18 protein-coding genes and 2 pseudogenes are annotated in these 22,840 nt (G+C 53.5%); 11 read left to right on the top strand and 9 right to left on the bottom strand.

Annotation, left to right across the window (positions count from 1 at the left end; translation table 11 throughout):
- The first annotated feature begins 61 nt into the window (after positions 1 to 61).
- The 7 genes from BQ8005_RS16405 to BQ8005_RS16375 all read left to right on the top strand — a co-directional run bounded on the left by BQ8005_RS16405 (position 62) and on the right by BQ8005_RS16375 (position 8,902).
- Positions 62 to 1,273 (top strand): TlpA family protein disulfide reductase, encoded by a 1,212-nt coding sequence (locus BQ8005_RS16405; RefSeq protein WP_075318788.1) that lies wholly within the window; start codon positions 62 to 64, stop codon positions 1,271 to 1,273.
- Entirely contained in the window at positions 1,270 to 3,459 is a 2,190-nt protein-coding gene (locus BQ8005_RS16400; protein ID WP_075318787.1) for a peptidase domain-containing ABC transporter, read from the top strand. The genes BQ8005_RS16405 and BQ8005_RS16400 overlap by 4 nt, the downstream gene beginning before the upstream one ends.
- A 22-nt stretch (positions 3,460 to 3,481) precedes the next feature.
- Positions 3,482 to 4,771, top strand: a complete 1,290-nt coding sequence (locus tag BQ8005_RS16395) for an HlyD family secretion protein (protein WP_075318786.1) — start codon at positions 3,482 to 3,484, stop codon at positions 4,769 to 4,771.
- 156 nt (positions 4,772 to 4,927) lie between these two features.
- Positions 4,928 to 5,881 (top strand): methylenetetrahydrofolate reductase [NAD(P)H], encoded by a 954-nt coding sequence (metF, locus tag BQ8005_RS16390; protein ID WP_075318785.1) that lies wholly within the window; start codon positions 4,928 to 4,930, stop codon positions 5,879 to 5,881.
- A 19-nt stretch (positions 5,882 to 5,900) separates the two neighbouring features.
- Positions 5,901 to 7,022 (top strand): DNA polymerase III subunit delta', encoded by a 1,122-nt coding sequence (gene holB, locus BQ8005_RS16385; protein ID WP_021848747.1) that lies wholly within the window; start codon positions 5,901 to 5,903, stop codon positions 7,020 to 7,022.
- A gap of 19 nt (positions 7,023 to 7,041) precedes the next feature.
- Positions 7,042 to 8,388: a PSP1 domain-containing protein gene (locus tag BQ8005_RS16380; RefSeq protein WP_075318784.1), complete on the top strand. Its 1,347-nt coding sequence runs from the start codon at positions 7,042 to 7,044 to the stop codon at positions 8,386 to 8,388.
- Positions 8,375 to 8,902: a gliding motility lipoprotein GldH gene (locus tag BQ8005_RS16375; RefSeq protein ID WP_159436286.1), complete on the top strand. Its 528-nt coding sequence runs from the start codon at positions 8,375 to 8,377 to the stop codon at positions 8,900 to 8,902. Before BQ8005_RS16380 ends, BQ8005_RS16375 begins: the two co-directional genes overlap by 14 nt.
- Here BQ8005_RS16375 and rodA (BQ8005_RS17955) read toward each other — a convergent pair.
- The 9 genes and pseudogenes from rodA (BQ8005_RS17955) to BQ8005_RS16335 all read right to left on the bottom strand — a co-directional run.
- Positions 8,844 to 9,593: pseudogene (gene rodA, locus BQ8005_RS17955) on the bottom strand (rod shape-determining protein RodA); the annotation flags it as partial. The gene BQ8005_RS16375 and the pseudogene rodA (BQ8005_RS17955) overlap by 59 nt on opposite strands.
- A gap of 23 nt (positions 9,594 to 9,616) precedes the next feature.
- Positions 9,617 to 10,304 (bottom strand): annotated as a pseudogene (gene rodA / locus BQ8005_RS17950) (rod shape-determining protein RodA); the annotation flags it as partial.
- On the bottom strand, positions 10,285 to 12,153 hold the full coding sequence (gene mrdA, locus BQ8005_RS16365; protein ID WP_075318781.1) for a penicillin-binding protein 2: 1,869 nt from the start codon (positions 12,151 to 12,153) through the stop codon (positions 10,285 to 10,287). The pseudogene rodA (BQ8005_RS17950) and the gene mrdA, both read right to left, overlap by 20 nt.
- A gap of 25 nt (positions 12,154 to 12,178) precedes the next feature.
- Positions 12,179 to 12,688 (bottom strand): rod shape-determining protein MreD, encoded by a 510-nt coding sequence (gene mreD / locus BQ8005_RS16360; protein WP_075318780.1) that lies wholly within the window; start codon positions 12,686 to 12,688, stop codon positions 12,179 to 12,181.
- A 24-nt stretch (positions 12,689 to 12,712) separates the two neighbouring features.
- On the bottom strand, positions 12,713 to 13,558 hold the full coding sequence (gene mreC, locus BQ8005_RS16355) for a rod shape-determining protein MreC (RefSeq protein ID WP_075318779.1): 846 nt from the start codon (positions 13,556 to 13,558) through the stop codon (positions 12,713 to 12,715).
- A gap of 123 nt (positions 13,559 to 13,681) precedes the next feature.
- Positions 13,682 to 14,704, bottom strand: coding sequence for a rod shape-determining protein (locus BQ8005_RS16350; RefSeq protein WP_021848740.1), 1,023 nt, complete (start codon positions 14,702 to 14,704; stop codon positions 13,682 to 13,684).
- 111 nt (positions 14,705 to 14,815) lie between these two features.
- Positions 14,816 to 16,342 carry a bifunctional phosphoribosylaminoimidazolecarboxamide formyltransferase/IMP cyclohydrolase gene (gene purH / locus BQ8005_RS16345; RefSeq protein WP_075318778.1) on the bottom strand — a complete coding sequence of 509 codons (1,527 nt, stop codon included), beginning with the start codon at positions 16,340 to 16,342 and terminating at the stop codon, positions 14,816 to 14,818.
- A gap of 306 nt (positions 16,343 to 16,648) precedes the next feature.
- Complete coding sequence (locus BQ8005_RS16340; protein ID WP_075318777.1) at positions 16,649 to 18,685, bottom strand: M13 family metallopeptidase; 2,037 nt, start codon at positions 18,683 to 18,685, stop codon at positions 16,649 to 16,651.
- Between the two features lie 34 nt (positions 18,686 to 18,719).
- Entirely contained in the window at positions 18,720 to 20,678 is a 1,959-nt protein-coding gene (locus tag BQ8005_RS16335; RefSeq protein ID WP_075318776.1) for an ABC-F family ATP-binding cassette domain-containing protein, read from the bottom strand.
- Between the two features lie 129 nt (positions 20,679 to 20,807).
- Here BQ8005_RS16335 and BQ8005_RS16330 point away from each other — a divergent pair, with 129 nt between their 5' ends.
- From BQ8005_RS16330 to BQ8005_RS16315, 4 genes are all read left to right on the top strand, one after another.
- Positions 20,808 to 21,746: a hypothetical protein gene (locus tag BQ8005_RS16330; protein WP_075318775.1), complete on the top strand. Its 939-nt coding sequence runs from the start codon at positions 20,808 to 20,810 to the stop codon at positions 21,744 to 21,746.
- Positions 21,743 to 22,183 (top strand): S24/S26 family peptidase, encoded by a 441-nt coding sequence (locus tag BQ8005_RS16325; protein ID WP_075318774.1) that lies wholly within the window; start codon positions 21,743 to 21,745, stop codon positions 22,181 to 22,183. The genes BQ8005_RS16330 and BQ8005_RS16325 overlap by 4 nt, the downstream gene beginning before the upstream one ends.
- Positions 22,184 to 22,213: 30 nt before the next feature.
- A complete protein-coding gene (locus BQ8005_RS16320; RefSeq protein WP_075318773.1) occupies positions 22,214 to 22,480 on the top strand; it encodes a PqqD family protein in 267 nt (88 codons plus the stop codon).
- A gap of 7 nt (positions 22,481 to 22,487) precedes the next feature.
- A partial coding sequence (locus BQ8005_RS16315) for a nucleotidyltransferase family protein (RefSeq protein WP_234984072.1) occupies positions 22,488 to 22,840 on the top strand: 353 nt, incomplete at its 3' end.

Here is a 22,840-nt window from a genome sequence, read left to right as displayed (position 1 = left end):
AGAGTTTGTTAAAGGCGTATTCAAATGTATATGCATTCCTTTTTAATGTTCTCTAGAAGCAATGAAAGATTTTATTAGAGCTTTTTTCCTTACGCTATGGATGGGTTTATTGTGTTTCCCCATTTACGCACAAATAAAAAGCAATGAAGGTGAAACTGCTATTCTAAAGCTGTATTTGGACGATTATGTTTGTAGTGAAAGTCAGTGGGTTTATTTACATGGTTATAAGGACTGGGTTTCCGGGAATGAATGTACGATTTTCGATTCTGTATTTGTTGCCCAAGGAGAGCATGTTGTCCAATTGCAAACATATATTCCAGAAGCCCAAGCCGTGAATATTCTTTTTGAGAAACAAGGACCACTCAATATGCAGTTGGCGATAGAACCGAATTCCAGTTTGGGGATAACTGTGTGTGAAGAGGATGGTGATGTTTCCATCTTTAAAAGAGCCGAGCAAGGTGGTTCTTTAAATAACCGTTTACACGATTTTCTGGAAGAAAGATCGGAATATTTACGGCAAATCGGAACATTGTATCAAGAGAAAAAAGCAGAGGAAGCACAACGTTTGGAAAGAAATACCTTTGAAAAACGGCGTACGATGCTGTTGAATGCTGATGTGGCGGAAGAAGCTTATGAAATGGCCGTTTGCCTGAAGATTGATTTTCGTTCTTATTCAAAGGAAGTTGGTGATATATTAGAGCAAATTGCTTTAAAGTTTTCTACGTCAGGCTTGATTCAAGAGTATATGCATAAGAAAAAGGGCTTACCTGCAACTACAGAAGCCCGAAAATGTTCTTTGCGTATACAGGAGTTAAGGAAAAAAAGGAAAGACATCCTATTTTATCCTCAAAAGATTGGCGATGAATTGATTTTGTCTTTTCCAGATGCTATGGGAAATGAATTTACTACTGATCATCGTGCTGAGGATTTTGTACTGATAGATTTTTGGGCAAGTTGGTGTGTGCCTTGTAGAAAGGAAATGCCTAATATAAAGAAAGTTCAAAAGCAATATGGTAAGCGGTTACTTGTTTATGCCATTTCTTTGGATACGGATAGAAAAGCCTGGCAGGCAGCTATTGATAAAGATGATACCGGAAACTTTGTACATGTAATCGGTACGTATCCCAACGGACAACCTACACAAAATATGAAACGAATGCGAGTGCATTCTATTCCGAAGAATTTGCTTCTTGATAAGAACCAACGTATCATCGCTAAAGATTTACGTGGTGATGAACTGATGCAAACAATGGATAGTCTGATGACGAAATGAAATCCTTTCTTCACTACATCCAACACGACCAAATGGACTGCGGCCCTACCTGCCTGCGTATGGTGGCCGCCCACTATGGCAAACGCTACTCGCTGGAAGGACTACGCGAAAAGAGTTTCCTGACCCGCGAGGGAGTGTCAATGCTGGGTATCAGCGAGGCGGCTGAACGCATCGGGTTGCGGAGCCTGTGCGTGCAGGTGGATTACGAACGGCTGAGGGAAGCGCCCCTGCCGTGCATCGTGCATTGGAACCAGCAGCACTTCGTGGTGGTGTATCGCATGGACGGTCGGCATGTGTGGGTGGCCGATCCGGCGGCGGGGAAACTGAAATATACACGGGAGGAGTTCTGCCGCTGCTGGCTCAGCGCGAAGAAGGACGGGCTGGATATGGGCGTGGCGTTGCTGCTGGAGCCTACTCCGGAGTTTTATGCACAGGAGGACGACGACGAGGGGGAGATGGACCGGAAGGGATTCGCCTTCATGTACTCGTATCTGCGGCCTTACAAACAACTGGTGGGGCAACTGCTGCTGGGGCTGCTGCTGGGCAGCGGGATACAGCTGATGCAGCCTTTCCTGACACAGAGCGTGGTGGACTTCGGCATCAACAACCAGAATCTGGGTTTCATCTGGCTAGTGCTGGTGGCACAGCTGACGCTGACCTTCAGCAGCGCGGCGGTGGAGTTTATCCGCGGATGGATTCTGCTCCATCTGGGCACACGCATCAATATTGCCCTTATCTCCGACTTTCTGGCTAAACTGATGCGCCTGCCTATGGGCTACTTCGACACGAAGATGACGGGCGACATCCTGCAACGCATCAATGACCACACCCGCATCCAGAACTTCCTGACGGGCAGTAGCCTGAGCGTGGTGTTCTCCACGTTCAACATTGTGGTGTTCGGGGTGGTGCTGTTGCTCTACAGCCCGCTGGTGTTTTTCATCTTCATGGCAGGCAGCGCGCTTTACGTGGCCTACGTGTGGCTGTTCATGAAGAAGCGGGCGGAGCTGGATCACAAGCGCTTTGCCCAGCAGAGCGCCAACCAAAGCAGCGTGGTACAGCTGGTGACGGGTATGCAGGAAATCAAACTGAGCGCGTGCGAGCGACAGAAACGGTGGGAGTGGGAACGGATACAGGCACGCCTGTTCCGGGTGAACATCCGAAGCCTGGCCCTGCGGCAGTATCAGGATTCGGGCGCGGTGCTTATCAACCAGACAAAGAACGTAATCATCACGGGGCTGGTGGCCAGCTTCGTGGTGCAGGGCGACATGACGCTGGGCATGATGATGTCGGTGCAATACATCATCGGGCAGCTGAACAGCCCGGTGAACGAACTGATAGGTTTTGCGAGGGATATGCAGGACGCCCGCCTGAGCATGAACCGCCTGAGCGAGGTGCGCGACAAACCGGACGAGGAACCGGCCGGACGGGAAACCGTGCACGACATACCTCGCGGGCAGGACCTGCGGATGGAGAACCTGTGCTTCAAGTACGACCCGCTGGCCGAGACGTCTACGCTGGACCGTATCAGCCTGCGGGTGGAGGCAGGAAAACAGACGGCCATCGTAGGCATGAGCGGCAGCGGGAAGACAACGCTGGTGAAACTGCTGTTGGGTTTCTATCCGCCTGCGTCGGGCAGCATCATGCTGGGCGATGTGCCGCTGGAGGCCTACAGCGTGAGGGAATGGCGGAAACGGTGCGGGGTGGTGATGCAGGACGGGTTCATCTTTTCGGACACCATTGCGGGAAATATTGCTCCGGGAGTGGAACACATCGACAAGGAACGGCTTCGCCGGGCGGCGCAGATGGCCTGCATCGATGACTTTGTTGACGGCCTGCCGCTGGGATACAATACCCGCATCGGCAGTGAGGGGCATGGACTGAGCCAAGGGCAGAAGCAGCGTATCCTGATAGCGAGGGCGGTGTATAAGGATCCGGAATTCATCTTCTTCGACGAGGCGACCAATGCGCTGGACGCCAACAACGAACGGCGTATCATGGAGAACCTGCAACGCTTCTTTGAAGGAAGGACTTCGGTGGTGGTGGCCCACCGCCTGAGTACCGTGCGCCATGCCGACAAGATAGTGGTGATAGATCGTGGACGCATCAGCGAACAGGGTACGCACGAGGAACTGATAGCAAGGGGAGGGCAGTACTACAGACTGGTGAAGAACCAGTTGGAAATATGAAACGGACGGTTGGTGATTGGCGATGGAACAGAAAGAGATAGAACTGAGGAGCGAGGAAGTGCAGGAGATTTTGACACGGCCTCCGCATGCGCTGGTACGATGGGGCATCACGGTGTTCTTCGGAGTGCTGGCCCTTATTTTTGTGGGCGGATGCTTCTTCAAGTATCCCGACACGGTGGACGCTACCGTGACGGTGACCACCGAACATCCGCCGGTGTGGATTGTGGCCAAGGGAAGCGGCAAGCTGAAGGAACTGTATCGGCACGATCGGGATTCGGTGAGGGCAGGCGACATCATTGCCGTACTCGACAATCCGGCAGTGACGGCCGACGTACTGGCACTGAAAGAGGAACTGGCGGCATTCACCGTGACAGACAGCTGTGTACGGGCTGTACGTTTTCCCGAAAAACGGGCACTGGGAAGCATACAGACGGCTTATGCCTCGTTTTTGAGAAGCTTGACGGACTATCGCAACTTTCTGGCATTGGACCTGTACCGGCAGAAGCTGGAGGCGACGGCGCGGGAACTGAAGGAATACCGTACCTACATCGGGCACCTGCAGCGGCAGGTGGAGCTGGACAAGCGGCAAAGTACCATTGCAGAGACTGTGCACGCCCGGGAGAAAGGCCTGTACGAGAGTGGCCTGACAGCCAAGGCGGAATATGAGAAGGCGCAACAGGAACTGCTGTCCAAACGGCAGGGAACGGAACAACTGATGACTTCACTGTCTACAGCGCGCATTCAGAAAGCCCAGCTGGAGCAGAGCCTGATAGAGACGGAAATGGAACGGGAGCGGGAAGAGAACACGCAGCTGACCGCCCTGAAAGCGGCGTTGGGCGAACTGAAGACGCAGATAGGCGACTGGGAACTGTCTTTCCTGTTCGTCAGTCCGGCGGAAGGGATTCTGTCCTATAATAACGTATGGCAGAAGAACCAGAATGTGAACAGCGGTGACAAGGTGTTTTCGGTCGTAGCCGAAGACATGGGGGCTGTCATCGGGAAAATCAAACTGCCGGAATCGGGTTCGGGGAAAGTGAGGCCGGGGCAGCGGGTGAATATCAGTGTGGCGGGGTATCCGTATATGGAATTCGGTTTCCTGACGGGGTGTGTACAGACGGTGTCGCTGCTGGCCGATGAGGAAGGAATGTACACGGTGACTGTAAGCTTGCCGCAGGACTTGCGCACGTCCTACGGCAAACGGCTGGACTTCGGAGGTGAACTGGCGGGAACAGCACAGATTTTGGCCGACGAGCGGAGTGTGACGGCACGGCTGCTTAGCCCGCTTCGTTATTTATGGGAGAAATACAGGTAAAAAGGTTCTGAACGATATCGTTTGCTATCCGATGACAGCATTGAAGAAATAAAGAAATCGAGGAAAAAGCCCTGTTGTTTGTTAGTTTTTTCTTACTTTTGTCCCAATATGCGCTTATGGGCGCATTGCAGAATAACTAAACAAACGGCATAGCCAATGAAAGTAGTAGACTTGATAAACAGCAACCAGCATACCGCCTTCTCCTTTGAGGTGCTTCCACCTCTGAAGGGGACAGGCATCGAGAAGCTGTACGCCACCATAGACCTCCTGCGCGAGTTCGACCCCAAATACATCAATATCACCACCCACCGGAGCGAGTATGTCTATCAGGAACTGGGCAACGGACTTTACCAGCGGAAGCGCCTGAGACGCAGACCGGGCACGGTAGCCGTGGCGGCAGCCATACAGAACAAATACGGACTGACTACGGTTCCCCACTTGTTGTGCAGCGGATTTACGCGCGAGGACACGGAGTATGTCCTGCTGGATCTTCAGTTCCTGGGTATCACCGACCTGCTGGTGCTTCGCGGCGACAAGGCGAAGCACGAGGCGCGCTTTGTGCCCGAAGAGGGTGGGTATTCACATGCCATCGAACTGGAAGAACAGATCAACCGTTTCAACCAGGGAATCTTCGAGGATGGAAGTCCGATGACCGTGACGCGCACACCCTTCAGCTACGGCGTAGCCTGTTATCCCGAGAAACATGACGAGGCTCCCAACCTGGAGAGCGACCTGATGTGGCTGAAACGGAAGGTGGATGCCGGTGCGCAGTATGCCGTGACGCAGTTGTTCTATGACAACAACCGTTACTTCGACTTCGTGGAGCGTGCCCGCAAGGCGGGTATTACGGTGCCTATCATACCGGGCATCAAGCCCCTGAAACGTGCTGCACAGTTGAGCATCATTCCCAAGACATTCAAAGTGGACATCCCGCAGGAACTGGCTGAGGAAGTGGAGCGTTGCAAGAACGACGAACAGGTGAAGCAGGTGGGTATCGAGTGGTGCGTGCGCCAATGCCGCGAGCTGATGGCCCACGGCGTACCGAGCCTGCATTTCTATTCTGTGGCGGCTGAAGACAGCATACGCGAGGTGGCGAAACAGATTTTTTGAATGGAAAATTGAGAATGGCATGTTCAGTTTCGGGGATGTTATAGGGCAGAAAGAAGTAATCGGCCGCCTGAAAGCGGAGGTGGAGCAGGGGCGTACGGCCCATGCGCTGCTGTTGACGGGGCCGAGGGGAGCGGGAAAGCTGCCTTTGGCGCTGGCGCTGGCACGGCGTCTGTGCTGCATGCACCCCGAAGGCGGGGAAGCTTGTGGACAGTGTGTCTCGTGTCGTCAGTGGGAAAAACTGGCTCATCCTGACGTACATTTTGTCTTTCCCATCGTGAACAACAAGAAGGTGAGCGACGACTACCTGCCTTTGTGGCGGAAGATGCTCATGGAAAGTACCTATACCGACCTGGGGCACTGGATGGAACTGATAGACGCCGGAAATACGCAACCTTTGATTTATGCTCCCGAAAGCGACCAGACATTTCGCAAACTGAGTCTGAAGTCCAGCCAAGGCGGATGGAGGGTCGTTGTGGTGTGGCTTCCCGAACGCATGAACGAGGCTTGTGCCAACAAGATGTTGAAGTTGCTGGAAGAACCGCCCGAGCGGACCGCTTTTCTGATGGTGAGTGAAGAGCCCGAACGGTTGCTGCCCACCATCGTGAGCCGCACGCAGCGTATCTACGTGCCCCGCATTGAGGAAGAGGACATGGTCCGTGTGTTGACAACCCGATACGGACAGACCAAGGAAGAGGCGCATTCGATGGCTCACAGGGCTGACGGAAGTTTCCTGAAGGTGTTGGAAATGATGGGGCAGAGCGGCGAGCAGGCTTTGTGTTTTGAACTTTTTACCCGGCTGATGCGTCTGGCCTGGCAGCGTGACATACGTGGCATGAAGGCCTGGAGTGAGCAGGTGGCTGTCTTGGGTCGTGAACGGCAGAAGATGTTTCTGGAATATGCCCAGCGGATGGTACGTGAGAATTTTATTGCAAACTTCCACCGGGGAGAAATGAACTATATGGGACCTGACGAACAGCAGTTTGCCACGCGTTTTGCTCCTTTCGTCAACGAGCGGAACATCGTCGGGATGACCGACCTGCTCGGCAAGGCTCAGGAACACATCCAGCAGAATGTGAATCCGCGAATGGTGTTCTTCGATCTGATACTGAACATGACGGTGCTGATTAAAATGAAAAATTGAGAATTGAAAATTATACATTATGACTGATTTTACACTACATAACGGAAGCGGGCGGCTTTGCCTCCGCAGTTGCGGACGGCAGGACAGGCAGCTGAATACGTATGACTGGCTGGCAGACATTCCCGGCAATGAAGCCGAGTCGGAGTATGTCGAAGTGCAGTTCAAGAATACGAGGAAAGGCTATTTCCGCAATTCCAACCGCCTGGAACTGGCGAAAGGAGATATTGTGGCGGTTGAGGCTACACCTGGCCACGATATCGGTGTCGTGACTTTGACTGGCCGCCTTGTACCCCTGCAGATGAAGAAAACCGGAGTGCGCAACGAAGCAGATATCCGCCGTATCTACCGTAAGGCTAAAGCGGCTGATATGGAGAAGTATGCTGAGGCCAAGGCGCGCGAGCATTCTACCATGATACGTGCCCGGCAAATAGCACTCAGCCTGGGGCTGGACATGAAAATCGGTGACGTGGAGTATCAGGGCGACGGTAATAAGGCCATCTTCTATTATATAGCCGAAGGTCGTGTGGATTTCCGTCAGCTCATCAAGGTGCTGGCCGAGGCTTTCAGGGTACGTATCGAAATGAAACAGATCGGAGCCCGTCAGGAGGCCGGACGCATTGGAGGCATAGGACCCTGTGGCCGTGAGTTGTGCTGTGCCACGTGGATGACCAGTTTTGTATCTGTCTCTACAGGAGCCGCACGCTATCAGGACATTTCGCCCAATCCGCAGAAGCTGGCCGGGCAATGTGCCAAACTGAAATGTTGCCTCAACTATGAGGTGGATGTCTATGTCGAAGCTCAGAAACGATTGCCCAGCAAGGAGATTACGCTGCGTACCAAGGATGCCGAGTGGTTCTACTTTAAGGCGGATATTCTGGCCGGACAGGTGACCTATTCGAGTGATAAGTCTATTCCTGCCAACTTGGTTACCATTCCTGCTCGCCGTGCTTTTGAAGTAATCAATATGAATCGCAAAGGAGCGGCGCCTGATACGTTGGCAGAAGCGGATAATGAAAAGAAGCAGGTTTCGGCCGACTTGTTGGAACAGGAAAGCGTGACCCGCTTTGATCGCAACCGCAAAGGAAAAGGGGGCAACGAAAACAAAGGTGGCGGAAACGGAGAAGGCAAGAAGAAAAAGAAGAAAAATAAAGGAGGCGGTGATGTACAGGCTCAAGAAGCAAAGCAGGAAGGAACTGCACAGGCTCCGGTAGAGGGCAAGAAAGAAAATAAAGAGGCCTCGACAGAAAAAACGGCCGAACCTTCACGCCCGAAAAACCGCCGCAACAGGTCGAAAAAGAACGCCAAGCCTGCGGATAAGAATGATGGCAAGCGGGAAGAAAAAGGAAGCGGTAATGCACAAGGTTGATGTAATGCGGCTTGTGACGGCAACGGCAGCCGTAATCCTGTTGACGGCTTGTGGAGAAAACGTCGTGTATAGCCATTATGAGGCTGTAGAGGGCAGGGGGTGGAGAAAGAACGACACCCTGTCCTTTACAACCACTGTTACGGTTCCCGACAAAAGCCTGGATGTCTATGTGGATGTGCGTCATGGCAATAATTATCCTTACCGCAATCTGGCTCTGTCATTGACCAGCATGTTGTCTTCTCCGGCGGATTCTCTTGTCCGTACAGATACCTTGCGATTGATGCTGGCCGATAGCGAAGGACGGTGGACAGGAGAAGGGTTTGCCAATCTTTATCATAACGCATCCTACGTGACGACGGTTCGGCTGGATACACCTGCCACTTGCCGTTTTGTCTTGTTGCCAGTTATGCAAGACTCACTTCTGCAAGGCGTGAGCGATGTTGGAGTCAGGATGGTTATCTCATCCTCTTCCCACGCCCCGCATCGATCCACAGGAATACGAACAGCAGAATAGTAAATCCCCATAAAGAAGAACCGCCGTAACTGAAGAACGGAAGCGGGATGCCGATGACTGGTGTCAGGCCAAGTACCATGCCTATGTTGATAAACAGGTGGAAGAAGAAGATTCCTAGCACGGAGTATCCATAGACACGTCCCGAGACGGTAGGCTGGCGTTCGGACAAATGGATCAGACGCAAGAGCAGGCACATGTAGAGCAACAGTACGAATACCGAGCCTACGAATCCTTCCTCTTCACCTACCGTACAAAAAATAAAATCGGTGTCCTGCTCGGGCACGTATTTCAGTTTCGTTTGTGTTCCATTCAGGAAACCTTTGCCCCAAAGACCGCCCGAGCCGATGGCGATTTTCGACTGGTTGACATTATAGCCAGCACCGGCCAAGTCTTCTTCCAACCCCAGTACTACTTTGATGCGGATCTGCTGATGAGGCTCCAGGACCTGGTTGAAAACATAGTCGCACGAGTACAAGAAGCCTACCGAGGCTATCATGAATGCCGAGACAAGTACATAGATCTTCCGCCGTTCGCGCAAGGCTAAAAATACAAGCCATCCCGCAGCACATGCGCAAAGTCCCCAAAGCACATAGACCACGTTGAATGTCCATAGCCAGCCGGATATGGCACAGGCTAAGGCTACCACTGCAATACACGTGATTGTCATCTGACTGACTATGGTACGGTTGCGTTGATAGACTTGAAGCAGGATAGGGGCGGAAATCAGAATGAGGCACAACACGGCGAACTCGCCCACGGAAGTGGAGTCATGGAGCATCGTGACATCGGCGTAGCGGATACCTACAACAAAGTAAACTACGGCACATACTCCGGCAAACAGAATCGCCCCCGGCATACCTTCGCGGTAAAGCATCAGAAAGAAAGACAGATAGACCAGGGCTGACCCCGTCTCGCGCTGTCCTACAATGAGCAGCATGGGGCAGGCTATCAGGAAAGCAATGGTCAGCACGTTGCGCCAGTTTTGGAGAACAAAGCCATAAGCTCCCATAAATTTGGCTAAAGCCAGTGCCGTAGCGAATTTGGCAAATTCGGCCGGCTGCAGACTTACCGGTCCCAGTATGAGCCATGAACGCGATCCTTTTGTGTCGGGTGCAATGAAGATGGTGACGAGTAACAATACCAGCATGCCCGCGTATATGATATAGGCGAAGGTATCATAGAACATATCGTCCAGCATCAATAATACAAAGCCTAAACCGAAGGAACAGATAATCCATACGAACTGTTTGCCTGCGCGGGTGGAAAAGTCCAGAAAATCGCGGTCTACATAATCATAACTTGCACCGCATACACTGAACCAGCCCCAAATGACCAGTAGCAGATAGATGACAACCGTCATCCAGTCTAGCGATTTCCAAATGCTATCTCTCCTCGTTACCATAAATAATTACTCGGTTACTGAAATCTTCGGCCAGTATCTCGTTCTGTGGCGAAAGTTTGCCATGCAGATATTGGTCCATCATTAATGCACCGATAGGTACACCGTAAGTCGCTCCCCAACCTCCGTTTTCTACATAGACGACGATGGCTATCTTGGGATCGTTCATCGGAGCGAATCCCATGAAAACGGAATGGTCTTTGCCATGCGGATTCTGTGCTGTACCGGTCTTTCCGCAAGCTTCTACTCCGGGAAGCAATGTGCCTACCAACCGGCATGTTCCGCTTCCTGTACTACCCGTAACGGCTGCCCGCATACCTTTCACGATGTCCTCGTAATATTCCTTTCGGATTGTCGGAGTGCGTACTGTCTGGTAAAGGCTGTCCAGCGGGTTGTCCTGTATTTCTTTTACGACATGTGGGGTGATAAAGTGGCCGCGGTTGGCAATTGTTGCTCCCAGATTGGCAATCTGCAATGGGGTGGCCAGAATTTCTCCCTGGCCGATGGCGATACTGATAATTGTCAATCCGTTCCAAGAGCCTTGGTAGATGCGGTCGTAATATTGTGAATTGGGGATGAAGCCTCGTAGTTCTCCTGGCAGGTCTACTCCCAGCTGGTAGCCGAAGCCTTGTGACACCATATCGTCTTTCCATACGGTAAGCGCTTCCTGCGGAGAACCGTATTTCTTGTCACCGATCATTTTGTATAATCCCCAGCAAAAATAGGAGTTGCACGAAGTGGCAATGGCCGGTATAAGCGGGAGGGGAGCTGCATGTCCGTGGCATCCGACCCGCAGCCCGCGGTGAATAAAGCCATGGGAGCATGGAAAAGGGGTGTCTTCCTGAATAATGCCTTCCTCCAAAAAGATCAGACCTTGTGTTGTCTTGAAAGTTGAGCCGGGAGGATAGGTACCCATGATGGCTCGGTTCAATAAAGGCTTTTGGCGATTCTTTTCCAGAAGTTGGTGGTTTTTTCCACGCTGCCGGCCGATCATCATGTGTGGATCGAAGCTGGGAGAAGACACCATGCAGAGAATTTCGCCCGTTTTAGGTTCAATGGCTACGATAGCGCCTATTTTGTTTTGCATCAGACGTTCGCCCAACATTTGAAGATCGATGTCGATACCCAGTTTCAGGTTCTTGCCAGGTACCGACGGACGGTCCAGTTGTCCGTCCATATAATGTCCCTGTATGCGGCCATGCGCATCGCGCAACAGGATTTCTACGCCTTTTTCGCCACGAAGGTATTTTTCGTAGGAACGTTCGACTCCCTGTTTGCCGATGTAGTCGCCGCGGATATAATAGTCGTCTTTTTCAATGTCGCGCATGGATACCTCGCCGATGTCGCCCAAGACATGACCGGCCGAATTATAGGAGTACTGGCGGATGGTGCGTCGTTGGATGGAGAAGCCGGGGAACTTATAGAGCTTTTCCTGAAACACGCCACATTCTTCGGCCGAAAGTTGCGTCATAAATACTTGGGGGGTGTATTTGGAGTAGCCCGGATTTTTACGGAAGTTGCGGACTTCTTCCATGCGTTGCAGGAACTGTTCGCGTGTGATTCCCAGTGAGCGGCAGAAATCGAGTGTGTCGAGTTGTGTCACTTCACGTGGAATGAATGTGATGTCATAGGCCGGTTGGTTAAAAACGAGCAGTTTGCCGTTTCGGTCGTAAATGGCTCCACGTGAGGGGTATTGTATTTTATTGAGGAAAGCATTGCTGTCGGCGTAGCGCTTGTACTTGTCTGAGAAGATCTGGAGTCCTGCCAGACGGAGAATGTATATCAGGACGATGCAAACGACAATTGCGCCGAGGATGTATTTCCGTTTTTCGAATGTATAATCTTTCGCCATCAGTCTGTTTATTTTTTAGTTCGTTTCATCGTTTACCTTTTTGGAAGAGCATTTCTAAAGCCAGTACGCAAAGCATGGTAAAGAGGGTGCTGGAGATGATCCGCAGTAACAACTCTGGCAGATGGGCGAAGGAGAATGATTCAAGTGAGAGCAATACGGCGTGGTGCAGTAACACGGCTGTGGTCGCATATTTCAGGAAGACATTTATTCCCATGGTATGGATGGCAGGGACAAGTGTCTCTTGGAGGTCACGGGGAACGAAAAGTCTCAGTAGGGTAGGACGGACGAAAGCGAGAAGTACTGTTGCGGTCGCATTCAATCCAGGGGTGTCTGAGAAGATATCGACCATCAACCCCAGTACGAATGCCCATAACATCAGCCTGTTTGTCGGCACGTCTGCCTCAAACTTCAAGAGCAGGTAGATGTACAGGAGAGGGGTGGCATAACCGCCGATGTGGAGGTTGTTCAATATCAATGCCTGCAACAAAACCAGTGCGACAAGCCATCCTGCTTTATGTAGATAGGTTATTGTCATTTTTTTTATTTCTGAATTTAGAACTCATTGTTCTTGTTCCAATGCTTTTTGTTCTTCCTGGCCACGTCGGGCAAGGATACGGACAGAACCCAGTTTGCCAAAGTCTGTCGCAAGTTTGATTCTGAGCAGGTAAGACAACCCGTCGTTGGAGTCGGCCATGTCGTCGACGACTCCTACCATAAGTCCTTGTGGAAAGACAGATGAAAATCCGCTGGTGACAACGGTATCGCCCAGATTGAACTCTGCATGTCTAGGAAGGTCTTTCAGATAGGCATAGCGGGGATCGCCTCCTTCCCATTTCAGATAGCCGAAATAGTCGCTTCCCTGGATCTTGCAGCTGATGCTGGACTTACTGTTGAGCAGAGGAAGGACCAACGAATAGCTTGGAGAAGTGCGGTAAACAATTCCTACTACACCGGCTGCACCTACTACGGCCATATCAGGCTTGACACCAGCTGCACTCCCTTGGTCGAGGGTTATGTAGTTGTCTGTTCGGTTCAGGCTGTTTTTTATCACATGCGCCTTGAAGCTTTGTTCGATTCCTGTGCCTGGCGGCATGTAGCGATCCAGCGCTTGGCGGACGGCAGAGTCGCCTACGTATCCGGATAAAGCGCTTTCAAGTTGCAAGACTCGTTGTTCCAGCCATACATTGCGGTCGAGCAAGTCTTCGTTGGCATCCTTCAGGTGGAAATAGGACGTGATGCTTCCCGTTACTTCGTAGACTTTTCCCGCAATCAGGTTGGCGGACGAAAGAGCCGCGCTGTGCTGGTAAGGACCGGTGTTGCACAACAAAAACAAGCTGACTGTCTCGAGTAGCAAGAAGAGGAGCCAGTGGTTGTATTTTAACAGGAAGTTAAGGAGGTCACGCACGTCTCTTATCTTAAATAACGGTTAGTGGTTAATGATGAACGGTTAGTGGTAAGGGGTTAACGGTTAGTATCCCCATTCAGATGGCTACTCACCGTTAACCGCTTACCACTAACCGCTGATTATTTATCGCATCAGGAACGAGAAACGATCTACATTCTTCAGCGCAATGCCTGTACCTTTGGCAACGGCGTGCAAAGGATCTTCGGCGATATGGAAAGGAATGTTGATCTTGTCTGTCAGACGCTTGTCGAGTCCGCGAAGCAGAGCGCCTCCACCAGCCAGATAGATACCGTTGTGTACGATGTCGGCATACAGTTCGGGTGGTGTGTTCTCCAGTGCGCTGAGGATAGCCGTTTCGATCTTCGAGATGGATTTCTCGAGGCAGTGGGCCACTTCCTGATAGCATACGGGCACTTCCATAGGCAGGGCCGTGATGCGGTTCGGGCCATGTACGATATAGTCTTCAGGGGCATCGTCGCCCAGGTCGGTCAAGGCGGCTCCCACATGTATCTTGATACGCTCGGCCATACGCTCGCTGACCTTCACGTTGTGCTGGCGGCTCATGTACTCCTGAATGTCGGCCGTAAGGTCGTCGCCTGCGATGCGGATGGAGTTGTTCGATACAATACCTCCCAACGAGATGACGGCGATTTCGGTCGAACCACCACCTATATCCACAATCATGTTACCTTCGGGCGCTTCTACGTCGATGCCGATACCGATAGCGGCGGCCATGGGTTCGAAGATGAGGTAAACGTCACGTCCACCAGCATGCTCGGCCGAGTCGCGCACGGCACGGAGCTCCACTTCGGTACTGCCTGAGGGCACGCCAATGACCATGCGGAGCGAAGGCGAAAAGAGACGGTGACGGGTGTTTACCATCTTGATGAGTCCGCGTATCATCTGCTCGCAGGCATAGAAGTCGGCGATAACGCCGTCGCGCAGGGGGCGGATGGTGCGGATGTTCTCATGCGTCTTCTCGTGCATGAGCTTGGCTTTCTCGCCCACGGCAATCATCTTGTCCGTACGGCGGTCGAGGGCCACAACCGAAGGTTCGTCTACCACAATCTTACCGTTGGAGGTAATGATGGTGTTGGCCGTGCCCAGGTCCATGGCTATTTCTTGGGTAAAAGAGAATAATCCCATCTTTTTAATGAAGAATTAAGAATGAAGAATTAAGAATGAAGAACGGAAAACAAGAATTCAGGCAGGCACTTCGATGCGCTCAAATTCTTCGTTCTTCATTCTTCATTATTTTTAGTGCTTGAAGTGACGGAAACCTGTTGTCACCATGGCGATGCCATGCTCGTTGCAGTAGTCAAAGCTCAGCTGGTCCTTGATGCTTCCGCCCGGCTGGATGACGGCTGTGATGCCTTCGTTGCCCGCAATCTCCACGCAATCGGGGAAGGGGAAGAAAGCGTCGCTGGCCATCACGGCTCCGTGCAGGTCGAAACCGAAGCTCTTGGCCTTCTCGATGGCCTGTTTCAGCGCATCCACACGGCTTGTCTGACCTACGCCACTGGCCAGCAGCTGGTGTCCCTTGGCCAGGACGATGGCGTTCGATTTGGAGTTCTTCACAATCTTGTTGGCGAAGAGCATATCGTCGATTTCCTGTGCGGTAGGAGCCTTGACGGTCACTACTTTCAAGTCTTCGGGGGTCTCAACCTTGAGGTCGCGGTCCTGTACCAGTACGCCGTTCAGCAACGAACGGAACTGCTTCGTGGGCAGTGCGCCCTGCTTGCGGGCCAGGATGATGCGGTTCTTCTTCTGACCTAAGATTTCGAGGGCGTCCACGTCATAGTCGGGAGCGATGATGACTTCGAAGAAGATTTTCGTGATTTCCTCGGCAGCAGCCTTGTCGATGACGGCGTTTGTGATGAGCACACCACCGAAAGCTGATACGGGGTCGCCTGCCAGGGCATCTTTCCAAGCCTCGAGCACCGTCGGACGGGTAGCCAAACCACAGGCATTGTTGTGCTTCAGGATGGCAAACGTCGTGTCATTGCCGAATTCGTTGATGAGGTCTACGGCAGCGTTGATGTCCAGCAGGTTGTTGTAGGAGATTTCCTTGCCGTGGATCTGGTCGAACATTTCGTCCAGATTGCCGTAGAAATATCCCTTCTGATGGGGGTTTTCGCCATAACGCAGGGTCTTCTGGTTGTTGGCCGAGTAGCGGAAGGCACTTCCTTCGCCACCGTCGAAATAGTTGAAGATGGCCGAGTCGTAGTGTGACGAAACGGCGAAAGCTTCCTTGGCAAACCAGCGGCGCTCTTCAATCGAAGTCGTGGCGCCATGCTCCATCAGCATGTCGCGCAGGGGCTGGTACTGTGCCTGCGAAGCTACGATGACCACGTCCTTGTAGTTCTTGGCAGCGGCGCGGATGAGCGAGATGCCGCCTATGTCGATTTTTTCGATGATGTCGGCTTCGGGTGCTCCGCTGGCTACGGTTGCCTCAAACGGATAGAGGTCTACGATAACGAGGTCTATTTCGGGGATTTCATATTTTTCGATCTGTTGCAGGTCCTGCTCCACGTCGCGGCGGCACAAGATGCCTCCGAACACTTTCGGGTGGAGCGTCTTTACGCGGCCGCCCAGGATGGACGGATAGGTGGTCAGTTCTTCTACCGCGCGGCAAGGATAACCCAGTCCTTCGATGAACTGGCGTGTGCCGCCTGTTGAGAGGAATTCCACACCTTCTTCGTGCAGTTTGGTAATGATTTCGTCCAAACCGTCTTTATGGTAAACAGATACCAATGCTGTTTTGATTCTCTTTGCTTCCGTCATGGCTATATGGTTTTTATGCGTATTATATAATAACCCCGCAAAGTTACAAATTTTGTTGGTTTACCCATATACACCTTGGCAAGAAATTTACTATAATTAAAAGAATGAGCGGTTTATGTTTTTCCCGTCCCAGTCGCCCCTTGTTGGGAAAGCATTGCTTTCTTCCTCGAAAAGCAGTGCTTTCCGTTTCGGAAAACGATGCTTTTCTGTTTGACAAGAAATGCCCGAACTTCCACAACGAGAAGTTCGGGCATTTTCAAAAGTTTTCCTGCCGATACGCCATGCGTTTCGGCAATGAAAGATATTTTACCAGATGGACACGCGTTCGGCGGCGGGGATGAACATCGGATCCTTGTCGGTAATGCCGAAGGCGTCATACCAGGCACCGATGTGAGGCAGGGCGCCGTTCACACGCCATTCGCCCAGCGAGTGTACATCGATTTTCGTCATTTGAAGTACAGCCTCTGGACGGATGTTGTTGGCCCATACGCCTGCATAAGCCAGGAAGAAACGCTGTTCGGGTGTAAAGCCGTCTTTCACTTCGAGCGGAGCACCAGCCGTAGCGTTCTTGAAGGCCTGGAAGGCAACTTGCAAGCCACCATGGTCGGCGATGTTCTCGCCCAGCGTCATCTTGCCGTTGGCATGTACACCAGGAGCCACCTCGATGCTGTCAAAGAAAGCTACCATCACGTTGGCGCGTTCTTCGAACTTCTTGGCGTCTTCTTCCGTCCACCAGTCTTTCAGGTTACCGTCCTTGTCGTACTGGCGGCCCTGGTCGTCGAATCCGTGCGTCATTTCGTGGCCGATTACCACGCCGATGGCTCCGTAGTTGAAGGCATCGTCTGCGTTCATGTCGAAGAAAGGCGGTTGCAGGATGGCGGCAGGGAAGCAGATTTCGTTGGTTGTCGGATTATAGTAGGCGTTTACCGTCTGAGGCGTCATCAGCCATTCGTCCTTGTCAACAGGCTTTCCGGCCTTGGCCACCATCTCGGCATGTCCCCACAGGTTGGCACGTTCGATGTTTGCCCAGTAGGAATCGTCCTTGATTTCCAGTGCGCTATAGTCTTTCCATTTGTCAGGATAGCCAATCTTTACGTGGAAGGTAGAGAGTTTCTCCAAAGCCTTCACCTTGGTGGAGTCGCCCATCCATTCAAGGGCTTGGATACGTTCGCCCAAGGCTGTCTGCAGGTTCTTCACAAGGCCTACCATACGTTCTTTGGCGGCGGCAGGGAAGTATCTCTCTACATACATTTGACCTACGGCTTCGCCCAGCATGGAGCTTACCACACTTACGGCCGTCTTCCAACGGGGTTGCATCTCTTGTGCACCCGACATCGTGCGGCTATAGAAGTCGAAGTTCTGCTCCTTTATGGCGTCGTTCAGATAGCTGGCGGCGGCGTCAATCAGCTTCCATTGCAGGTAGAGCTTCTGCTGGTCGAGGGGCAGGGTGTCGATAATCTTGACTGAAGCCTCGAGCGAAGCGGGCTGGCCGACGATGATTTCGTTCACATTGTTCAGGTCGAGTCCTTTCAGATAGGTATCCCAGTCGAAAGCGGCATATTGTTTCTTGATGTCGGCCATCGCCATCTTGTTGTAGTTGGCATGCGGATCACGCAGCTCCACACGCGAACGGAAGGCCTTGGCCAGACGAGTTTCCACGTCCATCACGGCCTTCATGCCCTGCTCGGCGGTAGCGTCATCGAAGCCGGCCAGCTGATACATTTTCTTTACATGCTCCTTGAAGGCCTCGCGAATCTTCACGGTAGCTTCATCGTCAAGCAGATAATAGTCGCGGTCGCCCATACTCAGGCCATATTGGGCCATTTGCACGGCGTTCATGTTGCTGTTCATCTCGTCGGCACCTACATAGATGGCGAGGTAGGCAGCGATGCCTTTCTTGTACATCTCAGCCAGCAACGGGTAAAGCTCTTTCTTGTCTTTCAGGGCGGCAATCTGGTCGAGTTCTGCCTTGATGGGAGCTACGCCTTCCTGATTCAGCTTGACGCTGTCCATGGCAATCTTATACATGTCGCCCACTTTCTGTGCGACAGAGCCTGCCTCGTGTTGCGTAGCGGCCAGTTCTTCGATAAGGCCCTGAATCTGCTTGCGGTTGTTTTCTGCCAGGACGGTGAACGAGCCATACTGGGAATACTCGTCGGTCAGCGGATTGTTCTTGATCCAACCGCCGCAGGCATAGCGGTAGAAGTCCGTACCTGGCAGGTTGGTTGTGTCCAGGTTGGCAAGGTCGATGCCGGCGGTCAGAGCCGTCTGCTGCTTGCCTGTGTTGCAGGATGCCAATGCCAGGCAAAGGGCTGCAACGGGGAAATAATACTTCAAATTCATAATCTCTATTGTTTAAAAGTTTACATTTTCTTGCTTATTTCTTGGCTTCCTCCAGTTCGGTCGAAGCGGCGTCCCATTCTTCCATCACGCGGTCGAGCTGTTGCTTCAACTTCTGGTGCTGTTCGTAGAGCGACATGTCCGAAGCTCCTTCAGGCGTAGCCATCTTTTCCTCGAGGATGGCAATGGCGGCTTCTGTCTGTTCGATTTCGGCCTCACAATCGGCTACGCGTCGCTCCAACTTTTTCAGGCGCTTGTTCAGTTCCTTCTGCTCTTCGTAGGACAGGCGGCCCGCTGAGGCTTGGGGGGCTTCCGCCGCCGACGGTTTCTTGGCTCCCGTAGGCGACTCCGACAGGGAAGGCGACTTCTGCAATTCGTTTAGGTTCTCGATCTGTTTCTTCTTCAGGAAGTCGTAGATGCCACCCAAGTGTTCCTTCACCACTCCGCCGCCGAACTCATAGACCTTAGTCGCAAGCCCGTCGAGAAAATCACGGTCGTGGCTCACGATAATTACCGTGCCGTCGAAGTCGCGGATGGCTTCCTTCAGCACGTCCTTGGAGCGCATGTCCAGGTGGTTGGTCGGTTCGTCGAGGATGAGGAAGTTCACCGGCTCGAGCAAGAGCTTGATCATGGCCAGGCGGGTGCGCTCGCCACCGCTGAGCACCTTCACCTTCTTGTCCGACGCCTCGCCGCCAAACATGAAGGCACCCAGGATGTCGCGAATCTTCAGACGGATGTCGCCCACGGCCACGCGGTCGATGGTGTCGAACACCGTCAGCTCGCCGTCCAACAGTTGCGCCTGGTTTTGCGCGAAGTAGCCTATCTGTACGTTGTGTCCCAGCGTCAGTTTACCCGTGTAGTCGGAAATTTCGCCCATGATACACTTTACCAGCGTAGACTTACCTTCGCCGTTCTTGCCCACGAAGGCCACCTTCTCGCCACGGTTGATGGTGAGGTTGACGTCGTGGAAAACTACGTGGTCGCCATAGGCTTTCGTCACATCTTCGCAGATGACGGGATAATTTCCGCTACGGCTGGAGCAGACAAACTTCAGGCGCAGGGCGGAGTTATCTTCCTCGTCCACCTCGATGCGTTCGATTTTCTCCAGCTGCTTGATGCGGCTTTGCACCTGCACGGCCTTGGTAGCCTTGTAGCGGAAACGTTCGATGAAAGCTTCGGTATCCTCAATCTGCTTCTGTTGGTTCTCGTAGGCACGGAGTTGTTGTTCACGGCGCTCCTTGCGTAGAACGACAAACTCGTCGTACTTCACTTTGTAATCGTAGATGCGTCCGCAGGATATTTCGATGGTACGGGTCGTGACGTTGTTCAGGAAAGCGCGGTCGTGGCTGACCAGCACCACGGCATTGGCGCGCGTGGCAAGGAAATTCTCCAGCCACTGGATGGACTCGATGTCCAGGTGGTTGGTAGGTTCGTCCAGCAGCAATACGTCGGGGCGGCGGAGCAGAAGCTTGGCCAGTTCGATGCGCATGCGCCATCCGCCCGAAAACTCGCTTGTGGGGCGGTCGAAGTCCGTACGGCTGAAGCCCAGGCCCTGGAGCGTGCGCTCTATCTCGGCCTGATAGTTGGTGCCTCCCATCATCAGGAAACGGTCGTTCTCGTGCGTGAAGCGGTCGATGAGCTTCTGATAGTCCTCGCTTTCGTAGTCGGTGCGGTCGGCCAGTTCCTGGTTCATGCGCTCGATGTCGGCTTGCATCTCGAAGATGTGTTCGAAAGCCAGCTCGGCTTCCTGCATCACCGTCCGCTCGTCGCTCAGTACCATCACCTGCGGCAGATAGCCGATGGTACACTCGCGGGGAATGGATACCGTACCCGCCGTGGGGTGCTGCAATCCGGCCAGTATCTTCAGCATGGTCGATTTGCCCGCCCCGTTCTTGCCCACCAGGGCGATGCGGTCTTTTTTGTTGATGACGTAAGACACGTCTTCGAACAGGGGCGTGGCGTTGAATTCCACTTTCAGTCCTTCTACAGATATCATAGAGTCAATGTCTTTTTTCGTTTGAGCCTGCAAAGGTAACGATTCGCGGCGAACTGTGGACAATTCTCGCCCATCAATTATTAATTATCAACAATTCTGCTTATCTTTGAAGCCTTAAACAAAGCGTAAATGAATCAGACAAATACCTACTATCGCGTCGGGCCGCACGTTCTCCGCATCGGCGGTGCCGAGTCGTTGGAGCCGTCCGCCTTGTTGCCTTCGTTCGCCCCGTTCGTCCTCTCGGTGGAGGAGAGAGAGAAGGCCGCGGAAGTCATCGAAGTGGACATCTGCCCGAGTGAGGTTACTGCCGTCACTGACGTCGAAGACACCTTCCCGCAACCCGTCTCTTTCGAATGGGAGAACGCCCGCTGCACCCTGCGGCGACGGGCCGACGGAAGCTACCGCATCGGCATCGCTCCGCTGAACAACCTCACCGTCGAGGCTTATGCCGACTGCACCGACCGTTTCCGTCGCAACGTCATCAACCTGCCCGAAGCCCTGCACCCGATGGCTCCGTTCGTGGTGAACAACTTCCTGATGATGATCTACACCTTTGCTACCGCCGAGCGGGGGACGCTGATGGTGCACGCCTCTGTCATCTGCTACGAAGGGCGTGGCTATCTTTTTCTGGGCAAGAGCGGCACGGGCAAGAGCACGCATACCCGCCTCTGGCTGAAGCATATCGAAGGGAGCCGCCTGCTGAACGACGACAACCCCGTGGTGGCTCTCGACCCCAAGACGGGCGAAATCACCGTCTATGGTACGCCTTGGAGTGGCAAGACGCCCTGCTATCTGAACGAGTCGGTGCCCGTCGGTGCTTTCGTCCGCCTGGAGCAGGCGCCCGCCAACGACATCAGCCGCCTGACGGCCACGCACGCCTTCGCCGCCTTGCTGCCCTCGTGCTCATGCCTCAAACAGGACGCGGCCATCTATAAAGGTATCATCGACACCGTGACGCGCATCGCCACCCGCATCCCTGTCTGCCATCTGAAGTGCCTGCCCGATGAGGCCGCCGCACGTCTCAGCATGCAGACCGTCACTCAAGCCAGAGGAGGACAGCCGTCATGAAGAAGAGCCTGCCCAACGACCTGCTCATCCCCGAGGTGGCCGAGCTTATCCGCCAAGGGCACACGGTGACGCTGACAGCGCGCGGCAACAGCATGACCCCGTTCATCGTCGACCGCCGCGACCGCGTGGTACTGAGTCCCTGCACCGACGCCCAGTTGCAACCCGGTGCCGTGGTACTGGCCCTGACGGACGACCATCGCTATGTGCTCCACCGCATCGTGTGTCGTCGGGGCGACGAGCTGATACTGCTGGGCGACGGCAACCTGCACCAGACGGAGCGGACAGACACCGGCCGCGTCGTCGGCCTGCTGACCGCCGTCATCCGCAAGGGGCGGACGTATCCCACGGACGGTGCCGTCTGGCTCCGTTACTCCCGCTGGTGGCGGCGGCTCACGCCCGTCAGACGGTGGTTACTGGCGATATACAGGAGAATATAAGAATGGATAATTGATAATGGATAATTGAATATGAAAATCAAACCCGAATTCATGCTTCATCAGATTGGCGAGGAATACATCGTCATGCACGACGGCTCCACGAACGTGGACTTCAGCCGCATCATCAACCTTAACCGCACGGCCGCCTACCTGTGGCAGTGTTTCCGCGACAAAGATTTTGACGCCGACGCCCTGACTGCCGCTCTGACCGAGCGCTACGATGTCGTCCCCGAACAGGCGCGTCGCGACGCCGAGGCCTTCATCCAGTCGCTGCAACGTTGCGGCATCCTCAGCTGACCGCGCCATGATGCAGCAAGCCTTCTTTTCGCTTGTCCGTGCCGGGCTGTGGAATACGCCCGCCGACGCGGCCCTCTTCCGCGGACTGGCTCCCGCCCAGTGGCAGGAGTTCCACCGGCTGGCGCATACGCAGTCGCTGCTGGCCGTCGTGTTCGACGGGCTGAACACCCTGCCTGCCGACCTGCGCCCGCCCCGTCCGCTTTACCTGCAATGGGCGGCGCAGACGCTCCAGATTGAGCAGGCCAACGACCGCCTCGACCGCATGATTGTCCGCCTCGACCGCCTCTACACCGACGCCGGCCTGCGCCCCGTCCTGCTCAAGGGGCAGGGCATGGCCGCCTGCTACCGCCAGCCCCGCCA

This window comes from Bacteroides togonis (assembly GCF_900130135.1).
GTDB lineage: Bacteria > Bacteroidota > Bacteroidia > Bacteroidales > Bacteroidaceae > Bacteroides > Bacteroides pullorum.
The sequence above is the reverse complement of the archived record's forward strand: the minus strand, read 5'-3'. Positions and strand labels throughout refer to the sequence as shown.

Coding starts and splice junctions, on each gene's coding strand:
- BQ8005_RS16335 (WP_075318776.1), bottom strand. CDS start 20,678: ATGATATCTGTAGAAGGACTGAAAGTGGAATTCAACGCCACGCCCCTG.
- BQ8005_RS16395 (WP_075318786.1), top strand. CDS start 3,482: ATGGAACAGAAAGAGATAGAACTGAGGAGCGAGGAAGTGCAGGAGATT.
- purH (WP_075318778.1), bottom strand. CDS start 16,342: ATGACGGAAGCAAAGAGAATCAAAACAGCATTGGTATCTGTTTACCAT.
- BQ8005_RS16320 (WP_075318773.1), top strand. CDS start 22,214: ATGAAAATCAAACCCGAATTCATGCTTCATCAGATTGGCGAGGAATAC.
- BQ8005_RS16400 (WP_075318787.1), top strand. CDS start 1,270: ATGAAATCCTTTCTTCACTACATCCAACACGACCAAATGGACTGCGGC.
- holB (WP_021848747.1), top strand. CDS start 5,901: ATGTTCAGTTTCGGGGATGTTATAGGGCAGAAAGAAGTAATCGGCCGC.
- BQ8005_RS16340 (WP_075318777.1), bottom strand. CDS start 18,685: ATGAATTTGAAGTATTATTTCCCCGTTGCAGCCCTTTGCCTGGCATTG.
- mreD (WP_075318780.1), bottom strand. CDS start 12,688: ATGACAATAACCTATCTACATAAAGCAGGATGGCTTGTCGCACTGGTT.
- BQ8005_RS16330 (WP_075318775.1), top strand. CDS start 20,808: ATGAATCAGACAAATACCTACTATCGCGTCGGGCCGCACGTTCTCCGC.
- BQ8005_RS16380 (WP_075318784.1), top strand. CDS start 7,042: ATGACTGATTTTACACTACATAACGGAAGCGGGCGGCTTTGCCTCCGC.
- BQ8005_RS16325 (WP_075318774.1), top strand. CDS start 21,743: ATGAAGAAGAGCCTGCCCAACGACCTGCTCATCCCCGAGGTGGCCGAG.
- metF (WP_075318785.1), top strand. CDS start 4,928: ATGAAAGTAGTAGACTTGATAAACAGCAACCAGCATACCGCCTTCTCC.
- BQ8005_RS16405 (WP_075318788.1), top strand. CDS start 62: ATGAAAGATTTTATTAGAGCTTTTTTCCTTACGCTATGGATGGGTTTA.
- BQ8005_RS16350 (WP_021848740.1), bottom strand. CDS start 14,704: ATGGGATTATTCTCTTTTACCCAAGAAATAGCCATGGACCTGGGCACG.
- mrdA (WP_075318781.1), bottom strand. CDS start 12,153: ATGGCGAAAGATTATACATTCGAAAAACGGAAATACATCCTCGGCGCA.
- BQ8005_RS16375 (WP_159436286.1), top strand. CDS start 8,375: ATGCACAAGGTTGATGTAATGCGGCTTGTGACGGCAACGGCAGCCGTA.